The 23,665-nt window shown below is 61.7% G+C and carries 23 protein-coding genes and 1 tRNA gene; 5 read left to right on the forward strand and 19 right to left on the reverse strand.

Annotated elements, in window-relative coordinates; translation table 11 throughout:
* Positions 1-15 precede the first annotated feature (15 nt).
* The 3 genes from bluB to R4P70_RS16260 form a co-directional block, all read right to left on the reverse strand.
* Positions 16-645, reverse strand: coding sequence for a 5,6-dimethylbenzimidazole synthase (bluB, locus tag R4P70_RS16250; RefSeq protein ID WP_019747874.1), 630 nt, complete (start codon positions 643-645; stop codon positions 16-18).
* Entirely contained in the window at positions 642-1,694 is a 1,053-nt protein-coding gene (locus R4P70_RS16255) for a CobW family GTP-binding protein (protein ID WP_070796200.1), read from the reverse strand. The genes bluB and R4P70_RS16255 overlap by 4 nt, the downstream gene beginning before the upstream one ends.
* Before the next feature lie 81 nt (positions 1,695-1,775).
* On the reverse strand, positions 1,776-2,378 hold the full coding sequence (locus R4P70_RS16260) for a lipocalin family protein (RefSeq protein ID WP_020969274.1): 603 nt from the start codon (positions 2,376-2,378) through the stop codon (positions 1,776-1,778).
* Positions 2,379-2,556: 178 nt separating this feature from the next.
* Here R4P70_RS16260 and R4P70_RS16265 point away from each other — a divergent pair, with 178 nt between their 5' ends.
* Positions 2,557-5,091, forward strand: a complete 2,535-nt coding sequence (locus tag R4P70_RS16265; protein ID WP_317831009.1) for an AMP-binding protein — start codon at positions 2,557-2,559, stop codon at positions 5,089-5,091.
* A gap of 11 nt (positions 5,092-5,102) precedes the next feature.
* Here the strand turns inward: R4P70_RS16265 and R4P70_RS16270 are convergent, their stop codons facing one another.
* Complete coding sequence (locus tag R4P70_RS16270) at positions 5,103-6,218, reverse strand: NAD(P)/FAD-dependent oxidoreductase (RefSeq protein WP_317831010.1); 1,116 nt, start codon at positions 6,216-6,218, stop codon at positions 5,103-5,105.
* 389 nt (positions 6,219-6,607) lie between these two features.
* Between R4P70_RS16270 and R4P70_RS16275 the strand changes: the two genes are divergently transcribed.
* Complete coding sequence (locus R4P70_RS16275; RefSeq protein WP_042951463.1) at positions 6,608-7,453, forward strand: hypothetical protein; 846 nt, start codon at positions 6,608-6,610, stop codon at positions 7,451-7,453.
* A gap of 634 nt (positions 7,454-8,087) precedes the next feature.
* On the opposite strand, the gene R4P70_RS16280 is transcribed toward R4P70_RS16275, so the two are convergent.
* Together R4P70_RS16280 and R4P70_RS16285 are read right to left on the reverse strand one after the other, a co-directional pair.
* Entirely contained in the window at positions 8,088-8,774 is a 687-nt protein-coding gene (locus R4P70_RS16280; protein WP_317831011.1) for a hypothetical protein, read from the reverse strand.
* 294 nt (positions 8,775-9,068) lie between these two features.
* Entirely contained in the window at positions 9,069-9,629 is a 561-nt protein-coding gene (locus R4P70_RS16285; protein ID WP_243617138.1) for a hypothetical protein, read from the reverse strand.
* A gap of 50 nt (positions 9,630-9,679) precedes the next feature.
* On the opposite strand from R4P70_RS16285, the gene R4P70_RS16290 reads away from it, so the two are divergent.
* A complete protein-coding gene (locus R4P70_RS16290) occupies positions 9,680-9,904 on the forward strand; it encodes a tyrosine-type recombinase/integrase (protein WP_054801644.1) in 225 nt (74 codons plus the stop codon).
* A gap of 61 nt (positions 9,905-9,965) precedes the next feature.
* On the opposite strand, the gene R4P70_RS16295 is transcribed toward R4P70_RS16290, so the two are convergent.
* From R4P70_RS16295 to R4P70_RS16355, 13 genes are all read right to left on the reverse strand, one after another.
* A tRNA-Ala gene (locus tag R4P70_RS16295) sits at positions 9,966-10,041 on the reverse strand.
* A gap of 145 nt (positions 10,042-10,186) precedes the next feature.
* On the reverse strand, positions 10,187-10,930 hold the full coding sequence (locus R4P70_RS16300) for a thioredoxin domain-containing protein (RefSeq protein ID WP_007731305.1): 744 nt from the start codon (positions 10,928-10,930) through the stop codon (positions 10,187-10,189).
* Between the two features lie 42 nt (positions 10,931-10,972).
* Entirely contained in the window at positions 10,973-11,461 is a 489-nt protein-coding gene (locus R4P70_RS16305) for a MauE/DoxX family redox-associated membrane protein (RefSeq protein WP_019747868.1), read from the reverse strand.
* Between the two features lie 25 nt (positions 11,462-11,486).
* Positions 11,487-12,740 carry an MFS transporter gene (locus tag R4P70_RS16310; protein WP_084326404.1) on the reverse strand — a complete coding sequence of 418 codons (1,254 nt, stop codon included), beginning with the start codon at positions 12,738-12,740 and terminating at the stop codon, positions 11,487-11,489.
* A 42-nt stretch (positions 12,741-12,782) separates the two neighbouring features.
* Positions 12,783-14,420, reverse strand: coding sequence for a phosphoglucomutase (alpha-D-glucose-1,6-bisphosphate-dependent) (gene pgm, locus R4P70_RS16315; RefSeq protein WP_317831012.1), 1,638 nt, complete (start codon positions 14,418-14,420; stop codon positions 12,783-12,785).
* A 97-nt stretch (positions 14,421-14,517) separates the two neighbouring features.
* Positions 14,518-14,862, reverse strand: a complete 345-nt coding sequence (crcB, locus tag R4P70_RS16320) for a fluoride efflux transporter CrcB (RefSeq protein WP_019747865.1) — start codon at positions 14,860-14,862, stop codon at positions 14,518-14,520.
* Complete coding sequence (locus tag R4P70_RS16325) at positions 14,859-15,236, reverse strand: fluoride efflux transporter FluC (RefSeq protein WP_019747864.1); 378 nt, start codon at positions 15,234-15,236, stop codon at positions 14,859-14,861. The genes crcB and R4P70_RS16325 overlap by 4 nt, the downstream gene beginning before the upstream one ends.
* A gap of 23 nt (positions 15,237-15,259) precedes the next feature.
* Positions 15,260-16,063, reverse strand: coding sequence for a DUF1295 domain-containing protein (locus R4P70_RS16330; protein WP_042951461.1), 804 nt, complete (start codon positions 16,061-16,063; stop codon positions 15,260-15,262).
* Positions 16,060-17,376: a cyclopropane-fatty-acyl-phospholipid synthase family protein gene (locus tag R4P70_RS16335; RefSeq protein ID WP_317831013.1), complete on the reverse strand. Its 1,317-nt coding sequence runs from the start codon at positions 17,374-17,376 to the stop codon at positions 16,060-16,062. The genes R4P70_RS16330 and R4P70_RS16335 overlap by 4 nt, the downstream gene beginning before the upstream one ends.
* Entirely contained in the window at positions 17,373-18,662 is a 1,290-nt protein-coding gene (locus tag R4P70_RS16340) for an SAM-dependent methyltransferase (protein ID WP_069145920.1), read from the reverse strand. Before R4P70_RS16340 ends, R4P70_RS16335 begins: the two co-directional genes overlap by 4 nt.
* The gene (locus R4P70_RS16345) at positions 18,659-19,402 is read right to left on the reverse strand and encodes a DUF1365 domain-containing protein (protein WP_092763872.1); all 744 of its coding nucleotides are present in this window, start codon (positions 19,400-19,402) and stop codon (positions 18,659-18,661) included. Before R4P70_RS16345 ends, R4P70_RS16340 begins: the two co-directional genes overlap by 4 nt.
* A gap of 8 nt (positions 19,403-19,410) precedes the next feature.
* Positions 19,411-20,691, reverse strand: a complete 1,281-nt coding sequence (locus R4P70_RS16350; protein ID WP_317831014.1) for an NAD(P)/FAD-dependent oxidoreductase — start codon at positions 20,689-20,691, stop codon at positions 19,411-19,413.
* The gene (locus tag R4P70_RS16355) at positions 20,688-21,320 is read right to left on the reverse strand and encodes a dienelactone hydrolase family protein (RefSeq protein ID WP_069145918.1); all 633 of its coding nucleotides are present in this window, start codon (positions 21,318-21,320) and stop codon (positions 20,688-20,690) included. The genes R4P70_RS16350 and R4P70_RS16355 overlap by 4 nt, the downstream gene beginning before the upstream one ends.
* Positions 21,321-21,373: 53 nt before the next feature.
* Between R4P70_RS16355 and R4P70_RS16360 the strand changes: the two genes are divergently transcribed.
* Together R4P70_RS16360 and R4P70_RS16365 are read left to right on the forward strand one after the other, a co-directional pair.
* Complete coding sequence (locus R4P70_RS16360; RefSeq protein ID WP_269577739.1) at positions 21,374-22,189, forward strand: GNAT family N-acetyltransferase; 816 nt, start codon at positions 21,374-21,376, stop codon at positions 22,187-22,189.
* Positions 22,190-22,297: 108 nt separating this feature from the next.
* A complete protein-coding gene (locus R4P70_RS16365; protein ID WP_317831015.1) occupies positions 22,298-23,581 on the forward strand; it encodes an HNH endonuclease signature motif containing protein in 1,284 nt (427 codons plus the stop codon).
* The last annotated feature ends 84 nt before the right edge of the window (positions 23,582-23,665 follow it).

Here is a 23,665-nt window from a genome sequence, read left to right on the forward strand (position 1 = left end):
GCCACCCGGTACAACTCAATAGGTTTCGTAGTGGACAGCGTCGGCCAATGGCCGGCGCTGTCGCCATCCGAAGCGCTCGAGATCCGGAACCTGTTGAAACTCCGTCACCTTCCCGACGCACAGCCACGCAATGGGGCGTACGGGTGACGGAATGCCCATGAGTTCGGTGAGGTACTTCTCGTCATAGAACGAAACCCAGCCGATGCCGATCTCCTCGGCTACCGCGGCGAGCCACAAATTCTGAATTGCGAGTACCGCCGAGAACAGTCCGGTGTCGTCGACGGTATGACGGCCGAGGATGTTCGGGCCACCGCGTGATGGGTCGTAAGTGACGACGATGCCGGTACCGCTCTCGGCGATTCCCTCGATCTTGATGGGGTCGAACGTCGATCGGCGATCCTCGGGCAAAGACTGTGCGAACTTCAGCCGGGCATCGGCGACATGTGCCGCGAAGGTATTGAGCGTCTCCGGATTACGAACGACGACAAAATCCCACGGTTGCGTGTTTCCCACGCTCGGCGCGCGATGGGCGGCGTCGAGAATGCGCATCAGAGTTTCGTCGGGGATGACCTCTCCCGAGAACTCGGCGCGAACGTCTCGCCGTCGCCGAATCGCTTCGTACACGGATACATCTGATTCACTCACGCCCCGACGGTATAGCGGTGCAATCCCAGCATGGCGTCGGGGTGCGGTTCGACCGTTTCCTCGCGCACGCAGGCGCGGAGTGCGCTGCCGACCGCTCCCGAATCCATCCCGGTACCGATCACAACCAGTTGCGTGGTTCGAGGTTCGCCCGACTTCCACCGCAGCGGCGTGATCCGAACATGATCACCCACCGATTGGATCTCGAATTTTCCTGTGTAACCCGGAATCTCGAAGTTCACGAATCCTTTGATGCGGTACACCCCCGGCGGTTGATTCTCGAGGAAATGCGTCAGAGCCCTGGCATCGAGTGGCATCTCCGACGTGAAATCAACCGATTCGTAGCGGTGGTGCAGGTGATCGTGGTGACACGAGCCGTCCTCGTGATCGTCGTCGTGCCCCTCGCGCAGGAGCTCGTCGAGGCTCAGTTGATCGCCCGGAGCGGGAGGGGTCACCTCACCGGAATCGAACAGCAGAGCAGGGTCTATCCGTGAATGCGCCGTCTCCACTATCGGCGCTCGCGGATTCAACTCGCGAATTCCGGCCGTGAATCTCTCGCGCTCGGAGACCGGAACGCTGTCGATCTTGTTGACTACCACCAGGTCTGCCAGGCGGACATGTTGATCGAGCTCGGGATGTTCGCGGCGAACGGTGGAGAAATTGGCTCCGTCGACCAGGACCACCAGGCCGCCGTAGACGACAGACGGGTTCTCACTTCCGAGGACGAGTCGAATCATGTTCCGCGGCTCAGCAAGCCCGCTCGCCTCGATGACGATGACGTCGATCCCGGATTGCCGGTGCGCCAACTTGTTCAGCATCTCGTCCATGTCCGAGACGTCGACAGCGCAGCACAAACAGCCGTTACTGAGAGAGACCATCGAATCGACCTGACCGGCGACCATCATCGAGTCGATGTTGACGGAGCCGAAGTCGTTGACGATCACGCCGATGCGTACACCGTCGTTGTTGCGCAGAAGATGGTTGAGCAGCGTCGTCTTTCCCGAACCGAGAAAGCCTGCGACGACTATTACGGGAATCTGCTTCTTCGCCACCACGCAACCTTCCGAAACCACACGTACCGATCAGTGATCGTAGTGGAGTGTGGCTCCGGAAGGTTCACGCTGACAGCAGACTCACACCGTGCAGAGCGGACGGATGTCCGACGTGCCCTCGGTGGTCGGTGACGTCAAGATCGTGCACGCGTTGTATCCACGGGATTCGGCGACCCGACGGATCTCACTCCAGCCGGCCGCGTCGACAATCGGGGACCGTGAGAGCACGAACCCGGAAAGCCTGAGTGGATCGCCCACCAGTGCCCACGAATAGTCGTCGGCGATATACGTGACGATGTAGTTGGGCGGACCGTCCAAACTCTCCTGCGAGGGCACCCCGGGGAAGCTCACATGCAACTGGGCACCCGTTGCTGGATCGGTAACTCGGGCATTCCCGACGATCTCGTTGGCTTGGCCGGTCCACGTCGTACACGTGTTCTTCACGCTCACGTTCGACGAATCGACGATCCCGTAACTCGCCCGGGTGTCCTTCGCGCACGCGAGGTTGAAGGGCTGAGGAATCGCCGCCACCTGGTTCCATTCCCCTACGTAGCGCGCGACGTCCAGGTTCGCCACCGGCTGCAGAGGTTCCCAGAGTGGGCTCGCCTGCGCGGTTCCCGAAAACAGCGTCGCTGCGGCGCACACTCCCGCAATCGCAATCGCACTTCGCCCCGACCACTTCATGTCATTGCTCCTCGTCTGTACAACGCTCGATCGGCATTGGTTCCTCAAGGTATTCGGAGCTGACGGACTGGAGGATGGGGACGTATGTAAAACTACTTTCGGTTTGTTATGGACCTACTTCACAAACCTTATGTAGTCTTTGCTCAAAGATAGCTGAAAGTCGGACGGAGCTACTGTGATGAAGGTTGTCGACTTAGGTCTCGAGCGCACTCGCTATGCAGTCATCGACGAGACGATCGAGTCGAGGTGGCGCCGAGTCACCTCGATGCAGCACGACACCGTTGCCGTCGTGACTCCGCGCGACCGGATCACTTTCGCCGAACTCGAACTCCGGACCGATGCATTGGTCCGCGAACTTCGCCTACGTGGGTCACACGGGGCTCGCCCGGTTGCGGTCGATCTCGAACCAACCGCCGAGTCGGTGCCCGCCATCCTCGCTACTCTGATTTCCGGTCGGCCCTTGGTCATGATCGACCCACAACTCCCCGAGGCCCGGCGAGCGCACATCATGAGCGCCTCGGGCGCCGTCGCGCTGCAGTCGATCCTCGACGAATCGGCCGCAACCGGCTTCCGTTTCGACAACGCGCTGGAACCATCGAGTTCCGACCCTGCCATGATCGCGTTCACATCAGGGACCAGTGGAGCGCCCAAGGGAGTCGTGTTGAGCCACTCCATGTGCCTGAACAAAGCCGACGAACTCGCCGCAGCAATCGACCTGCGCCCCGACGATCACATCGGAAACCTCTTGCCCGTCAGTTTCGGAGCCGGAATCACGGCCCTGATCATGGGACTGATGAACGGCGTCACCGTCTACTGCTGGGATCCACGCATAGACGGAGTTTCGGGAATCGACGACTGGCTGATCGAGAATTCGATCACGACCGCGCACTGCGCGCCGTCATTCCTGCGGGCGTGGTCAAGCCTCGAATCCGATGAAGCACAGGATAATTCGCTCGGATCGCTGCGGGTCGTCGTGACGTACGGGGAAGCAGTGCACGGCGAGGATTACGCGCGCCATCGCAGTCACGGCTTCGCTCGCGTCACGTACGTCAACTGGCTGGCCACCACCGAGACCGGTGTCGTCGCGTACAACGCGTTCCCACCACATTCCGAACTACCCGTCGGAGTGGTTCCGGCCGGACGTGCTCGCGACGGCAAGGACGTACAGATCGTCGATGTGAACGGCGTGCCTCTCCCCGACGGAGAGATCGGCGAGATACAGGTTGTCTCGAGCGATCTTGCCGATGGATACCACGGTGACCCGGATCGCACTGCGGCACGATTCACGCGCCTCGGCGACGGAGTGAACATCTACCGGACCGGTGACCGGGGCCGTATCGACGAACGCGGCGAACTACAACTGCGAGGACGCGTCGACGACGCCGTCAAGATTCGGGGCTATCTGGTAGAGCCGATGGAAGTCGAGGCGCATATTCGTCGAATTCCCGGCGTCGCCGATGTTTTCGTGGCTGTCGTCCTCGAGAACGATCGACCGGAGATTGTCGCCTACGTGGTCCTGACCAAAGCCGCGATGGCACGGTCGGGCGCCGAGATGCGGCGCGAATTGGCGACATATCTGCCGGCCTGGATGCTCCCCCGACATTTTGTTCTGATGCCAGCGTTGCCGCGCAACGAAAGAGGAAAGGTCGATCGAACAGCGCTGCCCTCCGTCGAGGTGCGGTCCACTCCACCGACTCTCGCCGGGCCCGCCGAATTGTGGTTGTCCTCGATCTGGGAGTCGATTCTCGGTATCGACTCCATCGACCGTGATGACGACTTCTTCGAACTCGGTGGCGATTCGCTTGCTTCAACCGAAGTGGTGGCAAAGATTCACGACATGTTCCGGATCCGGATCACAGCGGCGGAGTTCGCGGCCGCCAGCACCGTCAAAGACCTTGCAGCGCTGTTGGATCGGTGCAGAATCGATCCCGATGATCGTGTCTGTCACAACACGACGGTTCCGCTGAAGCTCGAAGGGTCCGGGCGACCGCTGTTCATCATGAACGGAGCGGGGTGCCCATCGACGACGCTGTCCACCTTGTCGAAAGCGCTTCACACCGATCGGCCGGTTTACGCACTTCAGCCACATGGCTTCGAATCTCGCGGACTACCCGACCGGTCAGTGAAAGCAAGCGCCCGCCGTTTCATATTCGAAATCAAGAAGATTCAGCCCACCGGGCCATACCTCCTCGCCGGTTACTCGTACGGCGGCTACGTGGCGCTGGAGATGGCGTCACAGCTGTCCGAGTCCGGTGACACTGTCGAGCACGTCACCGTTCTCGACACCAGAATCTCCACCGAGACTGCCGCACGACTGGCCGGTCGAGCGGGCATCAGCTTGGATCCGTCGATCGTCGATCTCGCACCACAACCATCCACCAATACTCGATGGAAGCCGACCAGGCGCACCGTCGCGGCGATGTGGATCCGCACGCTCTTCGCCGGCATTCTGCAGTACCCACCGGCCACCCAGTGGACGGTGTTCCTCTACATCGGCGGCCAGGCGCTCCGGAAGCATCGGATGCGAACGTGCGCCGCGCCTGTCACGGTGATCCGTGGATCCACCAACAACCGTGGACGTGAGATCTGGTCACTCATCGCCACGGGCTCCCTCGAATTCGACGACGTCGACGCGTGTCACGAAGACATCGTCCGTCAACCGTACGTCCGCAAGACTGCGGCGATCATCGATCGAGTCTGCGATCGAGCGTGACCAACTGCGGCTCACGTCCAGCTGTAGAAGGGAGAGCGGCGTGGAGTGACAGCCCATTCGGTCGTCGACGAACAGACCCTTTCCTTGACGAATGCACCCGCCCTGCCTGCAATAAACATGCCCGTTGCTTCGTCGGCGCGAGTGGTCCGCTGGAACACCCCCTGTCGCCGCCCAACGCTGATGCATCGCCCGGCGAATTTCGGAAGCACCGGCAACGGTGGGGAGCCGTCGAGTCGATGCAGGATTGTTTCGGCCGCATGGACTCCCAAGGGGATCGCGGCCTGACAACTCATCCTCAGTGAAAGATCACCGACTGCGACGCCATCGCCCGCACCAAAGATGTTGGGGTGGGACGAGCATTCCAGTCGATCGTCGACCTTCAGACGACCGAGATCGTCGACCGGGAGGCCACTTCGGCGCGCCAGCTCGGGGACACCGAATTCTGTCGCGAGAATCGTGCAATCGGCCTCAACCCGTACACCTCCCGCTAGCTCGCAGGACGAACCGTCGATCCGAGTCACCCGGGATTCGGTGACAATATCAACCCCAAGGTCGGTCAATGTTCTGAGAATTGCCGATCGAGCACGATCTGACAGATCCGGGGCCAAGATTCCTCCGGTCACCAAAGTGATTCGGCTGCTTCGCTGCTCAGCCAATTCTGCGGCAGTCTCGATCCCGGTGAGACCGCCGCCGACAACGCAGACCGCAGCCTTCTCGTCGAGAGTCGCCAGCCTGGACGAGAGGCGGACCGCGTCCTCGAATTCGGCGACGCCGAACCCGTGCTCGTCCGCCCCGGCGATCGTGCTGGGTAACTGCCTACTTCCGACTGCGTAGACCAAGTAGTCGTAGTCGAGCACGCTTCCGTCGTCGAGGGTGAGCCTGCCGCGCGCCGCCTCGATCGTCGTCACCTCTCCGAAGACTCGGTGTGCCGCACGCGGTAGCGCCCTGTCGAACGAGACCGTCGCGTCGTAGCCAGCCGCGATCATCTGATGGAGCCTGATTCTTTGCACGAAGTGTGGGCGCGGATTCACGACGCTCACCGTGATGTCCGACCGAGTTCGCAGCAGTCGCTTCGCTGCCATGACGCCCGCATATCCTGCCCCGATTATCGCCACGTGTGCACTCATGGTTCTCCGTTCCGCCGACGGTCCCCATGCCGAGAATGCACGGGATGATCAAGCCTCACCGCGGACAGTATTGCGCACGAAACAACAAATGCTCTGCACCGATTGGTGCAGAGCATTTGTTCGGGTGGAGCTAAGGGGACTCGAACCCCTGACCCCCACACTGCCAGTGTGAATCGACCTGTAAGCGTGCGTTCAGTGCGTTCCGAAACGTCCACGCTTTCAGTCTTTTCCGTCTGATGTGTCTAGTACGTGTGCCGCAGTAGTCAGGTGTCCTAGGACAGCAGTAGGACACGCTCAGGCGATGACGCCCGCGCCTCGATGGTCCTGACTGCCGACGTCGATCGCACCTCTTGAGACAATGCGTCCAGTTGGTCTGGTTTGATCTGAGCATGAATCCTCGTGTACCTGCACTGTTGTTGAGTGCCATCGCGGCGAGCGTCCTCGCTACATCTTGTTCATCGACCGACGACGGCGCGGCGCGCCCCGAAGCGTCATCGCAGTCCGTCACGGCCTCAGCCGATCTAACGAACAAGCGTGGGGCTGTCGAGGTCGACCTCGGCCAGCGAGCTGAGGTGAAGGATGAAACCGGCGCGCTCTTGCTCGCCGTGTCCGACACAGCTCTCTCGATCGAGGGCTGTCCGCTCAACAGTGAGCATCCTGGACTCGTCAGCAAGAATCGATTCTCCGCATTCATTGAGATCGGTGCTGCGCCAAGCACTGAGTGGCTGTGGCCTTCCGATTTCTACTACGTCGACGCTGGCGGCAAAGTCGTCAAGAATATCGCGTTGTCTGACGCGAATCCCTGTTCGAGCCCGGGGAGTAGCAAGTTCATCGACCTACCCGCCAATTCTTCCGCCGACGGCGCGGTGACACTCGACATTCCGCACACGGCGCGGTTCATCGGCTATCAGTCCAATCTCAGCGGGCAAGATGTTCGGATCGAGTGGCGGGTGCCGGAGGGAACGCTGGTCACCGCCACAGCTGAAAGCACCGCCTCGGCACCGAAGCCCACGACAGAAGCTCCGCAATCCGTACCGACGACGAATCCAGTCGATAAGCTGCCGAACCCGTACCCCAATTCGATTGATTCCGAAGGCAGAGCCACAGGAACTGGCGGTAGCGAACTCGTCGGGTGCGCTGATGCTTCGCTCTACCAGCCGGGCACCGGCATTTACAGCGACGGGTCTATGGACTACGCGGCTGAGTGCCTCCAAGGCGGATCGATGGCGAACTGAGATGGTGACAATACTGATCGCAGTTCTGGCGCTCCTCGTGGCGCTCGTGGCCTTGTTGCGGGACACCAGAGAGCACCGACGAAACCGGACAGCGGACGTTCAAGCGCTGATGTTTCAGAGCAACAGGTCAGGGGTGGTGACACATATCAACGGCGACCGAGGTTTGCGGAAGTTCGAGCCGTCGGTTCATGCTTCCGGTTTCGGTACTCGATACGACGTTCGGACCTACTTGTGGGTGGACGATCAAGTGGAGCCGAAATGGAAGGACCTCAGCCAGTCGGCCGACCGATTCGATAACACCAGCGAGCCGCTGCGTTGTGAGATTGAGGTCTACGACGACGATTCCGGCCGAGTGTGGTTTGGCATCGGACACAACGAGTCCCAGGTACGGGGGCTGTTCGCGCGGGACCACGTTCGCAGCGAGTTTGTACGGTCCAATCTCGTCGAGCCGAACGTGCAGGTCTGGCAGTGGTACCGGTTGAGTTCCGCTCGGAAATGGTGGCAGAGACAAACTCGATTTAAGTTCGGCGGCGGCGGCGTGCCCAAGCCGTTAGGACGATGGAAGGTTGTTTCGACGGACCGCACACGGCCTGAACAGTTTCCTACCTGGGATGGAGTAAGCCGAGACAGCTAGTTAGGGAGCGTCGAATCGTGCGGTGAGGCTTGTTTCGCCGCTTGGTGTCTCTGTCGCGACTACCAACACCGCCCGATCACCGAGCTTTGCAGCTCCAGCCGAATAGCCGGTTCCGTTGAGTTCACGATGAGTGAGAGGGATCTCTGCGACAGTGACTTCCGCCGGACCGGTGATCTCAATACGGGTGATCTTGCGCAAGTAGTTTCCGGTCGGCTCCTCCTTCTTCAGGTAGAGATCGACTGCTTCACCCGACTCCGGCTCTAAGGCCGTAGCCGGATCGCGTCCGATGGTGAAAAACTCCTCGTCACCAAGCGCATCGCGCATCGCATCGTTCTCCAGGTCGACCGAGCTCATGAATCCTTGCGCAAGATCTTGTGCCGACATCGCGAAGTCCCCATCCTCGAAGAAGAGTGAGGTATCGAGAAAGGGCACCACGATTTCGGCCGGGCGGTCAGCGCTTTCCTCGACCCACAGGCGCACCTTCCCCACGGTCAGAGTGAAGGATTTCATCCAGATCGCGTCGAGTTTCCCCACCACCTCGGTGCCGAACCTTCCCGGTTCGATTTCTCCAGGAACTGCGGTAGTGATCCCGAATTGTCGAGCTTTCTCGATCGCTGAGCGGGTGAACCCTGACGACGAAACGAGAACTAAGACATTTGTGGGAAGCCTCAGATGCTTGCTATGCATTTCTTCCACCCAACTGACTGTTTGCGGGCGCTTATGGGCTCGGCACTCGATGCTCACTATGACCGGATGTCCAGCAGTCACGCTTTCGATGCACGTATCTACTTCCCTAAAGTTCCCAGAGTCCAGATCTCTGAGCATCTTCGACTCCGTGACTGTCGCACCCGCACTGAGATGGGAATGAATGATTGCGACGATTTCCTGGAACTCGTTTGTCCGTTTGGGCACGGTTCACAGACTACATTTCACATTTCACCCGGTTAGCGAACAACGTTGTTCAGGTGAAAGGGTCGCCGCTCACCTGAACAGCTGGCTACATCCCCCGCAACCCTCAGTGGTGGGTGAGCCATTGCTCGACTTGTCGGAGTGGTCCCTCGCTTTCAGGTAGCACCACGAATTGCCGTCCACCTCGGACAAGACTTCCAGGGCGCGCCAGGCGGTTGGATCATCGAAGCGGTGCGGAAGCAGTCGGTTACCTCGTTCGGAGGTGACCAGTCGCCACCGCTCCACACCGACGGCGTCGTAATTCGGAACCTTCTCCAGGATCAAGCCGTGCTGTTCGGCACACAGTCTGACCCGAGAGATCCTGTCCTCCAGCGCTTTACGCGCTGCCGATTCCTCGGCGCAGCGCTGCTCCCGCTCGGCTGCCTCACGGTCAGCCGCATCATCGCGGTGTGTGATCCGCTGGTGAAACGCTGCTCGCCGCTGCTCAGCCTTGTCGATCTGACGGCGTGCTCGCCGCGCGACTACCTCCAGATCGTGCAGTACGTCGAGCAATTCCCCGACCACACGCTGAGCGACGATGTCGTCGTGCAGGTTGTCGAGTGGTTGACCGAGATCGGTCAGGAAACCGCCCACGATTTCATCGGCGTCAGGTCCAAGGATTACCAGTTAAGGAGTATTCGCGAATGTTCGCACAGCAGCGCCGCGAGGCCGGACTGTCGAAGATCACGCTGCGGAACCTCCGGCATTCGTCGGTGTCACGTATGCGCGCAGCCGGAGTCCCCGCCGACGTAGTCGTTGCCTGGCACGGCCACTCGGAACGGATGACTCAGGCGGTCTACGGGCGAGTGTCGAACGATCGGTTAGTGGCCGCTTCGGCCGCACTTTCTGAGGCCGTAGGACAGAGTTAGGACAACATCCTCGAATACGAAAAGACCAGGCCGGAGGAATATCCTCTGACCTGGTCTTTTTTGGTGGAGCTAAGGGGACTCGAACCCCTGACCCCCACACTGCCAGTGTGGTGCGCTACCAGCTGCGCCATAGCCCCGTATTCAATTCACTCTAACAGTCGAACTCGAAGCGGCTTTACTGCTTTCCGCTTGCTGGAAGAAAGTTACACCACTTGACTCCTGGGCAACAAATCGCCTGGTCAGAGCGAAGCGGCCGCTCCTCGTCCGAGCGGCCGCTTCAACTCAGGAGGAGAGCTTGGAAACCCAGTCGCTACTGCCCGTGTCAACGATCTTGCCGTTCGCCACTACCGTGGGCGTCCCGTTCGACCCGACATCCTTGAGCGCCTGGCTGGCGGCTGCAGCATTGGCCGCGGCTGCTTCGACGTTGGTACCGGAAGAGATGCAGGTTGCCACGTCCTCGGATGCGCCCGCATCACGAGCGATCTGGGCGAGGTCGTCGTTGGTGTGATCGCTGCTGCCGCCCTCGGCAGGCTGCGTGTCGGTCGCGAAAAGCTTGTTGTGGAATGCGGAGTACGCGATCGCGTCACCACCCTGAGCGACGCAGAGCAGAGCGGCGCCGGCCCGTGTGGAGTAGTCACCGCTGCCCGACGCCCGGTTGAGGAAGTTCAGCATGTGGTACCGCACGGCGACGTCACCGTTGTCGACGGCGGCCGCGAGAGCCTGGCCACTGAGGTGCTCGAGAGCAGCGCAGGCCGGGCACAGCGGATCCTCGAAGAGATCAATGGTCGTCGCGGCGGAGGGCTTGCCGAGCAGCACCACTCCGTTGTCCTGCACCGTGACGGCAACTTCGGAACTCTGCACGGAGCCGTAGCCGTCGTTCTGGGGCTTGTTCTTGCTGTTCGTCCACAAGACACCGCCGATGACGAGGGCCGCGATCACGAGCACCGCGAGGCCACCGATGATGTAGGTGGAGCGGCTCGAGACCGGTTCCGGCGAGTATTTGTTCTTGCTGCTCTTGGTGCTCACGCTGATGCAGTCCTTCGTGCGTCGAAACGATTTACCGATTGCTTACCTTGCCACTGAAGACTGAGTATCCACTGAGAACGCCGCGCGTGATCCGGGCCCCAATGCGAGCGGCGAACGCGGGAACACGAGCAGCCAGACGGCAAGTGCCAAGAAGCCGAGGTCCCGGAGAATCTCCTTCAAATAGTCCCAAGCGCCGACGTCGGCTGCACCTCCGCCGCCGAAACATCCGCAGTCGATGGACAATCCCCTGGCCCACACCGAAATGATCACCGCAATGAGAACCGTGAGGATGACCACCGAGACCGCAGCGGATACTCGCACCGCCAGCCCGACGAGGATCAGCAGGCCCAGCACTATTTCGACCAGGGGAAGAGCCGTCGCCACCGGACCTACCAGCGACTCGGGCAACAGTTGATAGGCGCGCACCGCGATCTTCGTCTGCACGGGATCAAAGAACTTGAGTCCCCCGGAAATCAGCCAAACGGCCGCCAAACCCAATCGGGCCACAAGACTCACGATGCGAATTGCCACCCGATCGAGAGTACAGAATGCCCGGTCAGTCCAGGTTTGTCCGCGCAGGAGTATCCGTTAGCACCGTCACATCAGTCAGATCTTCGACGACGGATTCGACGGGCTTCGTTCGCGACGGAACGAACAACCAACCCGTCGCCGACACGACTACTACGGCTCCCATCACCGCGAAGGCCGCCGAGTACGACACATGCTGGGCGATCAGTCCGGCACAAATCGGCGCCACTACCCCACCGATGTCGGACATCATCTGGAATACCGCCAGAACGGGTCCGCCTCGGGCCGTCGATCCGACAACATCGGCAACCGCGGCCTGCTGGGCCGGACTCATGAGCCCGGAGCCGACACCGGTCACTGCGGCGATGGCGAAGAACACCACAAGGTTGTCGGTGAATCCCATTGCGATGGTTCCCAGACCGCAGATGAGCAGACCGCTCACGACAAAGGGCTTGCGTCCGAAGCGGTCCGAGAGTCGTCCGGACACGATCAACACCAACGCGTTTCCGACGGCAAAGATCGTGAGAGCGTAGGCCGCTATCGACGGGTCTCGGTCGAGGAACTCCACGACGAACAGAGGGACCATGGCAACGCGAACTCCGAAGATCACCCCGCCGAAGGCGAGGTTCGATCCGAGCGCTGCCCGGTACACCGGCGACTGGAGCCCTTCTGTGAGAGTCATCGACTTCACATCGACAGCCTTGTCCGGTGACGCCAGGTGAGATCCACGCAGGCTCACGAAGACAACGAGCGCGGCGATCACCAGCGCAACTGCGTAGATGATGAACGGCATCCGCAGACCGAACTGCAACAGCGCACCGCCGACCAGCGGGCCGCCGATCGATCCCATGAGAAAGCTTGTCGCGTACAGCCCCGAGACGCGGCCGCGACTGTCCGGCGGTGACATGCGAATGATCAGCCCGAGAGCCGACACCGTGAACATCGTCGACCCGATACCGCCCAACGACCGGAACAGCAGAAGTTGCCAGTACTCCCCGGCGAAAGCGCACGCACCGGTCGAGACCGCGACGATCAAAAGGCCGACGATGTAGACCGGACGCTCACCGAGTTTCTGTACCAAAGTGCCGCTCATCGGCGCGAACACCAATCGCATGAATGCGAAAGACGAGATCACGATCGTGGCGGCGGTGACCGATACGTCGAAGCTGCGCGCGAACTGCGGTAGAGCCGGAGCGACCAACCCGAACCCGAGGGCGATGACGAAGCTGGCGGCGACCAGTACCCAAATTTCCTGTGGCAGCTTGGCTGCACGAGTTTTCATGTCGCCCGGAATTCTAGCCGGGCGACACGAGCGGTCCGCGAGCTAGTTCGCCTTCAAGACGCCGGACACCAAGTCCTTGGCCGCTGCCTGAACCTGAGCCAGATGATCGGCGCCCTTCATCGACTCGGCATAAATCTTGTACACGTCCTCCGTGCCGGACGGCCTCGCTGCAAACCACGCGTTCTCTGTCGTCACCTTGAGACCACCGATCGCCGCGCCGTTTCCGGGCGCCGCGGTCAGTGTCGCCGTGATCGGTTCACCCGCCAGTTCGGTCGCACTCACCTGATCGGGAGACAGTTTCGCCAAGACTGCCTTCTGTGCGCGTGTCGCGGGCGCATCGATCCGCGCGTACGCCGGGCTCCCGAACTTCTCGGCCAACGCGTCGTAATGCGCTGACGGAGACTTTCCCGTCACCGCGGTGATTTCCGACGCGAGCAACGCAAGGATGATGCCGTCCTTGTCCGTCGTCCAGACGGAACCGTCGTGGCGGAGGAAGGATGCACCGGCGCTTTCCTCGCCGCCGAATCCCACCGACCCGTCGAGCAGACCGGGAACGAACCACTTGAAACCGACTGGAACCTCGAGCAATTCGCGGCCCACACTGCTGACCACGCGGTCGATCATCGAGGAACTCACGAGTGTCTTGCCCACCTTGGTGTCTGCGCGCCACCCTGGCCGGTTCGCGAAGAGATACTCGATGGCAACGGCGAGATAGTGATTCGGGTTCATCAAACCGCCGTCGGGCGTGACGATGCCATGGCGGTCGGAGTCTGCATCGTTTCCGGTCGCGATGTCGTAGCGATCCCGAATTCCGATCAGCGACGCCATCGCGTCGGGCGACGAGCAGTCCATGCGGATCTTGCCGTCAGTGTCGAGCGTCATGAATCGCCAGGTCGGATCGACGAGCGGATTCACCATTTCGAGGTCGAGTCGATGAGTTTCGGCAATCGCGCCCCAGTAGTCGACGCTTGCCCCGCCGAGGGGATCTGCACCGATCCTGATTCCGGCATCGCGGATTGCATCGAGGTTGAGGACAGAGGGGAGGTCTTCGACGTAGTACCGGAGGAAGTCGTAGCGTTCGACGCGGTCCAGCGCCTGCGCCGCCGTGACACGCCGTACCCCGGAAAGCCCCTTGCGCAGTAGCTCGTTCGCTCGATCGGCGATAACCGACGTCGCATCCGTATCCGCGGGTCCGCCGTGTGGCGGGTTGTATTTGAAGCCGCCGTCACGCGGCGGATTGTGTGAAGGCGTCACGACGATGCCGTCGGCCTTTGCCTCCGGTCCCGTCGAGTTGTACCGCAAGATCGCGTGGCTGACCGCCGGGGTGGGCGTGTAGGCATCGCGTGAATCGACGAGGACGACGACGTCGTTGGCGACCAGAACCTCCAAGGCCGACAGCCAGGCAGGCTCCGAGAGCGCATGTGTGTCGCGGCCGATGAACAGTGGTCCGTCGATGCCCTGCGAAGCGCGGTACTCGACAATCGCCTGGGTTGTCGCCAGGATGTGAGCTTCGTTGAACGCCGCGTCGAGACTGGAACCGCGATGTCCTGAAGTGCCGAAAAGTACCTGCTGCATCGGGTTCTCGGGATCCGGGGTGCGCGTGTAATACGCGGTGACCAGATGAGGAACGTCGATCAGATCCTCTGGCAGAGCCACTTGTCCTGCTCGTTCGTGCGCCACGAATCCCCCTCGGCCCGGTGGTCGACCACTGTGTCGACGCGACTGTGGACAATTGTCTACCCTGGCCGCGTGGCGTGCACGCTCGACGCCGGATCGGTCAATCCGTGATCTGGATTCCCAACCACGCAGCGGACAGTCCGACGATCAAACTGACGACGATGTAGATCAGCGAGAGGGCCGTCTGGCGCCTCTCGACCATCCCGACATTCTCGTTCGCAAAGGTCGAGTAGGTGGACAAGCCACCGCAGAATCCGGTCGCCAGAAGTGCGGCCATCTCGGTGGAAAGAGCTGCCCCGGTGAACAATCCAAGGAGGAAGCAGCCGATCACGTTGGCGGCGAACGTCGCAGCCGGGAATCCCTTGTACGCGGGTACATACCGCGCCAACAGGTACCGGCCACTCGCGCCAGCGCCGCCGCCGAGTGCCACCAGGAGAACTGTCATGCCGACGCTCCGTCCCGCGCGCGGATCCAGCGTTCACCGAGCCCTTTGCCCAGTGCAGCGGCGAGGATCGCGGGAATCAGCGTCCCGAGAACATAGAGAATCGATCGCCACGGACTCTCCGTCACGGCGTGAACCGCGAAGGACGAGAAAGTGGTGAAGCCGCCACAGAACCCGGTGCCGAGAAAGAGGTACCCAACCTTGTTGTGGACGAGGAGGGCCGCGAGAACACCGAGAACGAACGAGCCGACGACGTTGATGACCAGCGTCGTCCAGATGTGGGGAAAGAGCTCCCCCAGCCCGTATCGACTCAGTGCCCCCAGTGCTCCGCCGACGGCAACCGCTCCCACCGCACCCGGCAGCTTCAGATCACCCATGCTCTCGCCTCACCCGAAAGAGCCTACGTCCCGGATCGGGCTTTCGGCGGGCGCGGAATGAAGTAACTTGTCCGCTGCTGATACTCGCGATAACCCGGACGCTGTTCCATATGTCGCTCGAGCAACCGCGCACCGGTGGCGAAGACCAGGAAGTACGTCATGGCGATCGGCGAGAGGACAGTCAACACTCCCGGCCACACGGACGCCGAGACGAGGAAGATCCCCCACCAGACGCATGCGTCGCCGAAATAGTTGGGATGCCGCGTCCACGCCCACAAGCCTTGATCCATGATGTGGCCACGGCTACCCGGATCGGATTTGAATTCCTCCATCTGCCGGTCGCCGACCGTCTCGAACGTGACGCCGACAATCCACAGCACGATTCCGAGCACAACAAGAAGCCCGAAGCTACCGTTCGATACTGCTGCGACCTGGATAGGCAGGGAGACGAACCACAACGAAATCCCCTGCGTGAGATAAATCTTGCGGATCGCATACAGCGTTCGATTACCCGTCGCTCGTCCGAGCATTTCTTCGTACCGCGGGTCTTCACCCTTGCCGCGGGATCTGATCGCCATGTGCGTCGCCAACCGCAGACCCCAGATCGCCACCAGCGCAAGCATCAGCAACCGGCGCCAGAGGTCGCCGGTTCCCACTATCGCGGACACGAGCGCGATCAGAACGAAGCCGGCGCCCCACGACACGTCGACAACATTGTGCCGCCCGATCCGTACACCGATGGTGGCTGTCACTGCCATTCCGACGGCGATCGCCAACAGGCTCGTGAGCGTGACCACTCCGAATGCGCCCCAGTCGAATCCGTTCATCGCCGCGACACCCACTGCGGCCGGACCGATTCCATATCCGATCGACCATCACCGTGCGGCCGGACCGACAGAATCTGATCGACGCCCATCCTGCCGTCCCGAAAAGCCATTCCTCCGCCGACGAGGTAGAGACGCCACACCCGAGCGACTTCGACACCCACGAGATCCACGACGCGATCCCAGTTCGATTCGAAGGTCTCGATCCACGCGTCGACGGTCCGCACGTAGTGCTCACGCAGGGCGTGCACGTCCCGGACTTCGAGTCCACCTTCCTCGATCATCGCAACAGTGCGACCGACCGGCCGCATGTACATGTCCGGCGCGATGAACGACTCGATGAACGGACCTCCCCCGGGGTGCGCACCGGTGCGTGACATCTGCTGAATCAGCACACGGCCACCGGCAATAACGTTGTCGTGGAGCGCTTTCACGTATGTCGGATAGTTGTCCTCACCGACGTGCTCACCCATCTCGATCGACGCGACCGCATCGAAGGGCCCGTCCGGAATCTCACGATAATCTTGGAGCCGGATCTCGACCCAGTCTTTCAAACCGAGTGCGCGGATCTTCGCGTCGACAAAAGCCTTCTGCTCCGCCGAGATCGTGATGCCGACAACCCGAGCGCCGTACTCACGCGCTGCATGCAGGCTCAGCGAGCCCCAACCACAGCCGACATCGAGGAACCGTAGGCCTCGCGCTCGATCGAGGCCGACCTTGCGGCACACCAGATCCAGCTTGTCTGTCTGTGAGTCTTCGAGCGTGTATTCCGGCGCGTCGGAAGTCCAATAGCCCGAGGAGTACGCCATGTTCTCATCGAGGATCAGTTGGTAGAAATCGTTCGACAAATCGTAGTGGTGCCCGATCGCCTCGCGGTCGCGCGCGAGACTGTGCAAGCGGCCCTTCACCTGAGCCTGCGACGACGGTGGAGCCAAAGGTCTCCCGAGAGCACCGAAGGATCGCGCAGCCTTGACCGCGGCCAGGACGAGAGACGGGGTCGGGGTGATCGACCCGAGCCCCCGCTCGGCAGAGACCTTCCACACGTGTGTGAGCGCATCACCGAGATCGCCTTCGACGTCGAGTTCACCGAGAACATATGCCTGCGCCGCTCCCAACTCGCCGGGATTCCAGAGCAAGCGTCGCAGCACATTCGGGCTGTAGAGCGTCACTTTCGGAGCATCTTCCGGACCTGCTGTGCTGCCGTCCCAAGCAGTCAATCTCACCGGAAGTTCGCCGCCGACAAGTGGACTGAGGATGTCCGAGAGACGGCCCGCAACGCCGGCATCTTGCGCCGTTCGATCCATCGTGGCGGTCATCGCTGGTTCCTCCGATCGAGAACAATTTGCTGGACGTCGAGATATCCCGAGCGAAACCCTGCCTCGGAGTAGCAGAGATAGAAATGCCACATGCGCGCGAACACTGCGTCGAACCCAAGCGCGGACGCTTCGTCGGTGCGAGCACTGAAACGCTCGTCCCACAGCCGCAACGTCTGCGCGTAGTGATCGCCCATCGACATCCGCTCACGCACCCGAAGGGTTGTCATGCGTTCGGTGACGTCCTCTATCGCCCGCACCGACGGGAGAAATCCGCCGGGGAAGATGTACTTGTGCACCCAGGTGTAGGTGTTGCGGGTCGCGAGCATCCGATCGTGCGGCATCGTAATGGCTTGGATCGCCGCGCGCCCACCCGGCGCCAGCAGGGCGTCGATCGTCTGGAAGTAGCTTCCCCAGTACTGGTGGCCGACAGCCTCGATCATCTCGACCGACACGACGGCGTCGTACTCCCCCTGCACCTGCCGATAGTCGAGAAGGTCGACCTGAACGCGATCAGCCAGTCCCGCAGCGCTTATCCGCTTCGCCGCCAATTCCTGCTGTTCGACCGACAGGGTCACTGAGCGCACCGTTGCTCCGCGCTCGGCTGCTCGGATCGCCAATTCTCCCCAGCCTGTGCCGATTTCGAGCACTCGCGAACCGGGACCGACACCCGCACCGTCCAGCAGGCGATCGATCTTCCGATGCTGAGCCGCTGCGAACGCGTCCCACGACGGGGTAGCTCCCACCGACAGATCCTCGAAGAGAGCACTGGAATACGTCATGGTGTCGTCGAGGAACAGTTCGAACATCTCGTTCGAGAGGTCGTAGTGCCGGGAGATGTTCGAGCGCGTGTTCTGCGTCGAATTCCGCTCACTGCGAGGCTGCTTCGGAATGTAGAGGCCTCGTAGCCGCTGCAGGAAGTCGGGAATCAGCGTCGCCACCCGGGAGGCGAAGACTTCCAGGACCGCGGTGAGGTCGGAGGCTTCCCAATCGCCCGCCATGTACGACTCGCCGAATCCGATCAACCCACTGTCGCCCACACGAGCAGCGAAGTCATCTGGACGGTGGATGACCATCAACGGCGAATCCGGACTACCTCCACCGGAGAACTCGCCGTTGGGCATCTGAACGCGCAGCGGCAAGCGCGCGACCGCCTTGTGGAACAGAGCGCGGGCAACCGGCGACGCAACCCTCACTTTGAAACCGCTGGGCACCGTGGCAACGCCCGGCCACCGCTCGGATTCGATCGGGTGAGCGGAAGGTTCGGTGCCGAGAGTGGTTGTGGTCATTGCACTGCCTCCTGCGGGTGATGTTGCGGTCGGGGAACGATAGGTAAGCGCCTGGCCCACAGCCGGATTCCTTGAAATCTGATCTGCGCGGCGACTCGCAGCGGAGCCAGCGGGATGGAGAGCGCACTGCGGACGATCTCGCGCGTCGTCGCCGGCACACAACGACCGGACACCGTGGCTACGAATGGCGCCTTGCCGTCACGGGCCAGAACTATCGAGAGCGCGAGCGCGGTGTCGGGTAGCGGAAGTCGCATCCGGTACTCGCCGTCCAGATCGTTGAATGGAGACACGTAGAACTCTTTGGACGTGCGAGCCCCGCCGCGTTCGTCGGTTTCGAGCAGGTAGCAATGCCGCTCGCCGTAGGTGTTGTGAACCTCGGCAACGACGCACCGCTGACTGCCGTCGTCGTTCAGACACCAGAACACACTCAGTGGGTTGAACACATGCCCGAGAACACGTGCGTTCGCAAGCATGAGGATGCGGCCGCCGGCGAACTCCAATCCGTTAGTTGCCAGAAAAGACTCGACGTTGGCACGAATCGATCGGGTGGGGTCGCCGAGGTGATCTCCGGCGTCGAACTTCGCCAAGGATCGCAGTGCCTTCGGGAGCTCGGGCAGATCGTCGACGTCGACGAGCCAGCTGTAGCTTCGGTACTCGAACTCGTTGTGCAACGGCTCCGTTCGTACGTGTCGGATGCTCGTATGAACGATGGACGGCGTGATGGGTGCGGACGGCGTCATGCGTGCGGTCACGGCCACCGACCTCCGACGCGTTCGGCGGCGCGCAGGCCAGACAGTGCACCGTCCTCGTGGAAACCCCATCCGTGGTATGCACCGGCAAACGCGAGCACGTCCGAGTCCAACTCGGGAAGCCGCGCTTGAGCGGCGACGGAGGTGGGTGTGTACTGCGGATGCTCGTAGGTCATCTGATCGATCACCGAGTCCGGGGACACCATTTCGTCTCCCCCCAACGTCACCAGGTAGCGCCGACCGGTCTCCGGCAGCCGCTGCAACCTCGTCATGTCGTAGCTGACCAGAACGTGATCCGGCTTCGCGTTGCATTCAGGGATGTAGTAGTTCCACGACGCGCGCGCATTGGTGTTGCCGGGCAGCACATTTTCGTCCGTGTGAAGTTGGGTGTGGTTGACGGAGTACGGCATTGCGCCGAGGACCTGGGATTCGGCAGGCGTCGGATCCGCCAAAATCTTCAGCGCTTGCTGCGGATGCGTTGCGACCACAACTGCGTCGAAGGTCTGGATCTGGTCGTCGCCGTCACGAATGTCGACGCGATCCTCGGACCGGTGGATGGCGCGAACCGGCGTGTTCAGGCGGATATCTCCGATACTTTTGGCGACGAGACGAACGTATTCGCCCGATCCACCGGTGACTGTTCGCCAGGTCGGCGATCCAGTGACGCTCAGCATTCCGTGGTGATCGAGGAACGAGAACAGGTACCGCGCGGGATACTTCAGCGCGGAGCCGGGATCACACGACCAGACTGCCGACACGAGCGGAGTCATGAAGTGAGCGGTGAAGTAGTCGGAGAACCGGCCGCTGCGCAGAAACACTCCCAGTGTCTGGTCGGGTGCCGACGGATCCGTGTTGTCGAGCAGGGCGCGGGCACGGCGATGGAAGCGCTTGACCTCCATCAACATGGACAGAAAGCTGCCGTTGACAAGGAGCCCCGGCGTCGGGAGAACGCCGCGCAACCCTTGGCCTCCCGAGTACTCGAGACCGCAACCCCCACACCTGACCGACATACTCATGTCGGATTCCTGCGTAGGCACATCGAGTTCTGCGAACAATCGCAACAATGTCGGATAGGTGCGATCGTTGTGAACGATGAACCCCGTGTCGATGGCGAGGCTTCGCCCTTCCGGGTCGGTGACCGAATGGGTGTCCGCGTGCCCGCCGAGCCGTGAATCCGCTTCGTAGAGGGTGACGTCACTGTCCTTACTGAGCACCCACGCCGCTGTCAGACCTGCGACACCACTACCGACGACGGCCACCTTGCGCTTGTCGGAACTCATCGTCGTTCTCCCATCTTTGTTGCGGCTACCCCGCGACTCATTCGTGCGATTGCATCCGCGACGAGGCGATGCCAGGTCGCCGCCCGACGGAGCATGAAGTGGCCTGCGCCGTCGATGCCGATCCATTCAGCGCTCTTACCCGACTTCTGCAGTTCGTCAACTTTCCGACGAGACGCTGCCGGGTCGGTCCACGAGTCGGCCGTGCCGTGGAGCACAACCAGTGGTGTGTCCGAACGCAGATTCACCGACGTTCCATCGGGCCACCACGGCGCCAGCGCAACCACACCGACCACCGCCGGATCGCCACACAGTTCGGCGGCGACCCGTCCGCCCATCGAGTGGCCCAGCAAAATCACCCGAGCTTGTGCATTACGTTTCGTTATCGCGTCGAGTGCGGCTCGAGCGTCGGCGACCGGACTGCGCTCGGCACCGTTCCAACCACGAACCCGATAGCGGGCCTGCACCGCTTTCACACCGGAGCGGCGAAGCTGAGCGGTGAACGGGCGCATCCGAAGGTTGGACAGGTGCCAGGCGCGAGCCGGGCGATGGCTCGAGACCTTTCCTCCAGGCAGCACGAGCACCACCAGGTGCTGGTCACCGTCCTGCTGTTGCCGTCGGTTGGGCGTCATGCATGGCATTCGGAGCCGAAAACCATTTGGATGGGGTTCGTAGAATTTCTTTTGTGAATCGTGAAGCACTCGTCGGTGACGTCCTCGACGCCATGGACGCCAACTTGGTTTCCCATGCCTGCCACCTGCATGAACACTTGCCGACTGCATCGGTCACGGTCACTGCGGACGTTGTCGTCGCAGACAGCGGCCTCGCCGACGACACTTTCAACATCATCGCTGGTGCTCGCTTCGCCGTACCTGCCGACGGGCCCGAAGATCGGCGACTGATCGACATCCTCGCCTCGATTCGGGCAACCGGACGTCCGTTCTCCTGGTGGACCGGACCCCGCGATAATCCCTCTGACCTCGGGGCTCGCCTGTCCACCCTCGGCTGCGTGCGCTCCGAGGAAGAACGAGCGATGACGGCGGACCTTGACGTCGTCCCTCATCCGACGCCTGTCCCAGAACTCTCCGTTCATCGGGTGACTACTCGTACCCAGCTCGCCGACTACGCCGCCGTGATGGCCGCCAACTGGTCGCCGCCCTCAGCCGCAGTAATTGGATTCTTCGAAGACACCGCTGATGCCGCCCTCGATGAGCGTTCGCGGAGTTCGTTTGTCGTGGGGTACGCGAACTCCCAGCCTGTCGCCGGAGCCGAGGTCCACTTTGCCGCCGGCGTCGCCGGCCTGTATGGCGTCGTCACACTCGAAACGGCTCGCCGACGCGGATTCGGCTCGGCGGTCACCCTTGCCGCACTCGACATCGCCCGCGAGCGAGGTGCCCGAACAGCAGTACTTCAGGCGTCCAGCGACGGCGCACAGCTCTATCGAAACCTCGGCTTCGACGATGTCGGCACCTACGCCGAGTACTCGATCGGCAGCAGTTAGACGTCCCCGCGGGGACGCTTTCACCCCGTATCCGTGAAGGTGTCGGCACCCACATCTACCATCGAACGTACATTCGAAATGATGTCGGACGCGAGCCGGGGGGCAACCATGAACGCAGCATTAACCGAGAACGCAGCACTGATCGATGAAGATACGCAGGGTTCCAACCGAGACGACGTGGATCAGCTCGGCTCGGAAATCTGCGCCCTCGCCGGCCAGATCGCCGCGGCCACGGCTCGATTCCTTACCCTCCTGTCGAAATTCGACGAAGACCGCGGATGGACCGGTCCGGGACTTCACTCGTGCGCCCACTGGTTGTCGTGGAAGTGCGGAATGAGCCTGCACACCGGCCGTGAATACGTTCGCGTCGCCAAAGCGCTCCGACCTTTGCCCGAGATGCGGAAGGCCTTCGAGCAAGGCCGCCTGTCCTACTCGAAGGTTCGCGCCCTCACCCGGGTCACCACGCCCTCCAACGAAAAGCAGATGGTTCGGTTCGGATGTGAGGCGCCCGCAGCCCAGATCGATCGTCTCGCCGCAGGTCTGCGTAAAGCAACCGACAACGAATCCGGCAAAACCAAAGCGGTCGAACATCTTCAGGTCCGCTGGCATTGGGACCCGGATACGGGCGAATTTGTCATCAAAGGACGCGTGCCTGCGCAGGACGGCGCCCGAATCCTCGCAGCGTTATCTGTGGCGGAACGTGAACGCACCCGAATCGCCGCCATCCGCCCCGTCGACGAGAAGGCCGCAAAGAACCCGGTCGGAAATATCGGGCCAGGTCTCGTCGCGATGGCAGAGCTCGCCACCGCCGCAGTCACGGACCGCACGCCCAAGGCCGCCGCGAACGAAGTTGTGTTCTTCCACGAAGCGAACACCGTCCGAGTGCCGAGCGGACCCGCATTGCCTCAAAATGCCGCTGAGGAAGTGCTCTGCAACGCCAAGCTTCGCCTGGGAACGACCAAGGAAGGATGCGTTCTGAATCTAGGTCGGCGGACTCGCGTCGTCAGCGCTAAACAAATGTTGGCATTGAACTACCGCGACGGATGCTGCCGCACACCAGGATGCGGACGGACCCGCTTCCTGCACGCACATCACGTGAAATTCTGGGGACGCGGCGGCAATACGGACTTGGACAATTTGATCATGCTTTGCGGTACCTGCCACCGCGCGCTGCACGACGGCAAGTTCACGATCTCTGCACTCGGCGAGCAGAAGTTCGAGTTCCACTACGCCAATGGAGACGTCATCGACCCAGCACCGCCAACAGAGGGGTTCGCCGATGACCTATTGCGCGGAGACGTACCCGACGACGCGATCGTACCGGCGTGGAGCGGAGAGCCCCTCCACCTCGATCACGCGGTCAGCGTCACCCTTGACGGCTGGGCTGCGTGAGCAAACATTGGTCTAGTCCAATCTGAATCCGTCGTGAACAATCGGACAACCCTCGCATTCAGGTAGTGCAATTGGTCTAGTCCT

It is taken from the genome of Rhodococcus sp. IEGM 1241, assembly GCF_033142365.1.
In the GTDB taxonomy this organism is placed as follows: Bacteria; Actinomycetota; Actinomycetes; order Mycobacteriales; family Mycobacteriaceae; genus Rhodococcus_F; species Rhodococcus_F erythropolis.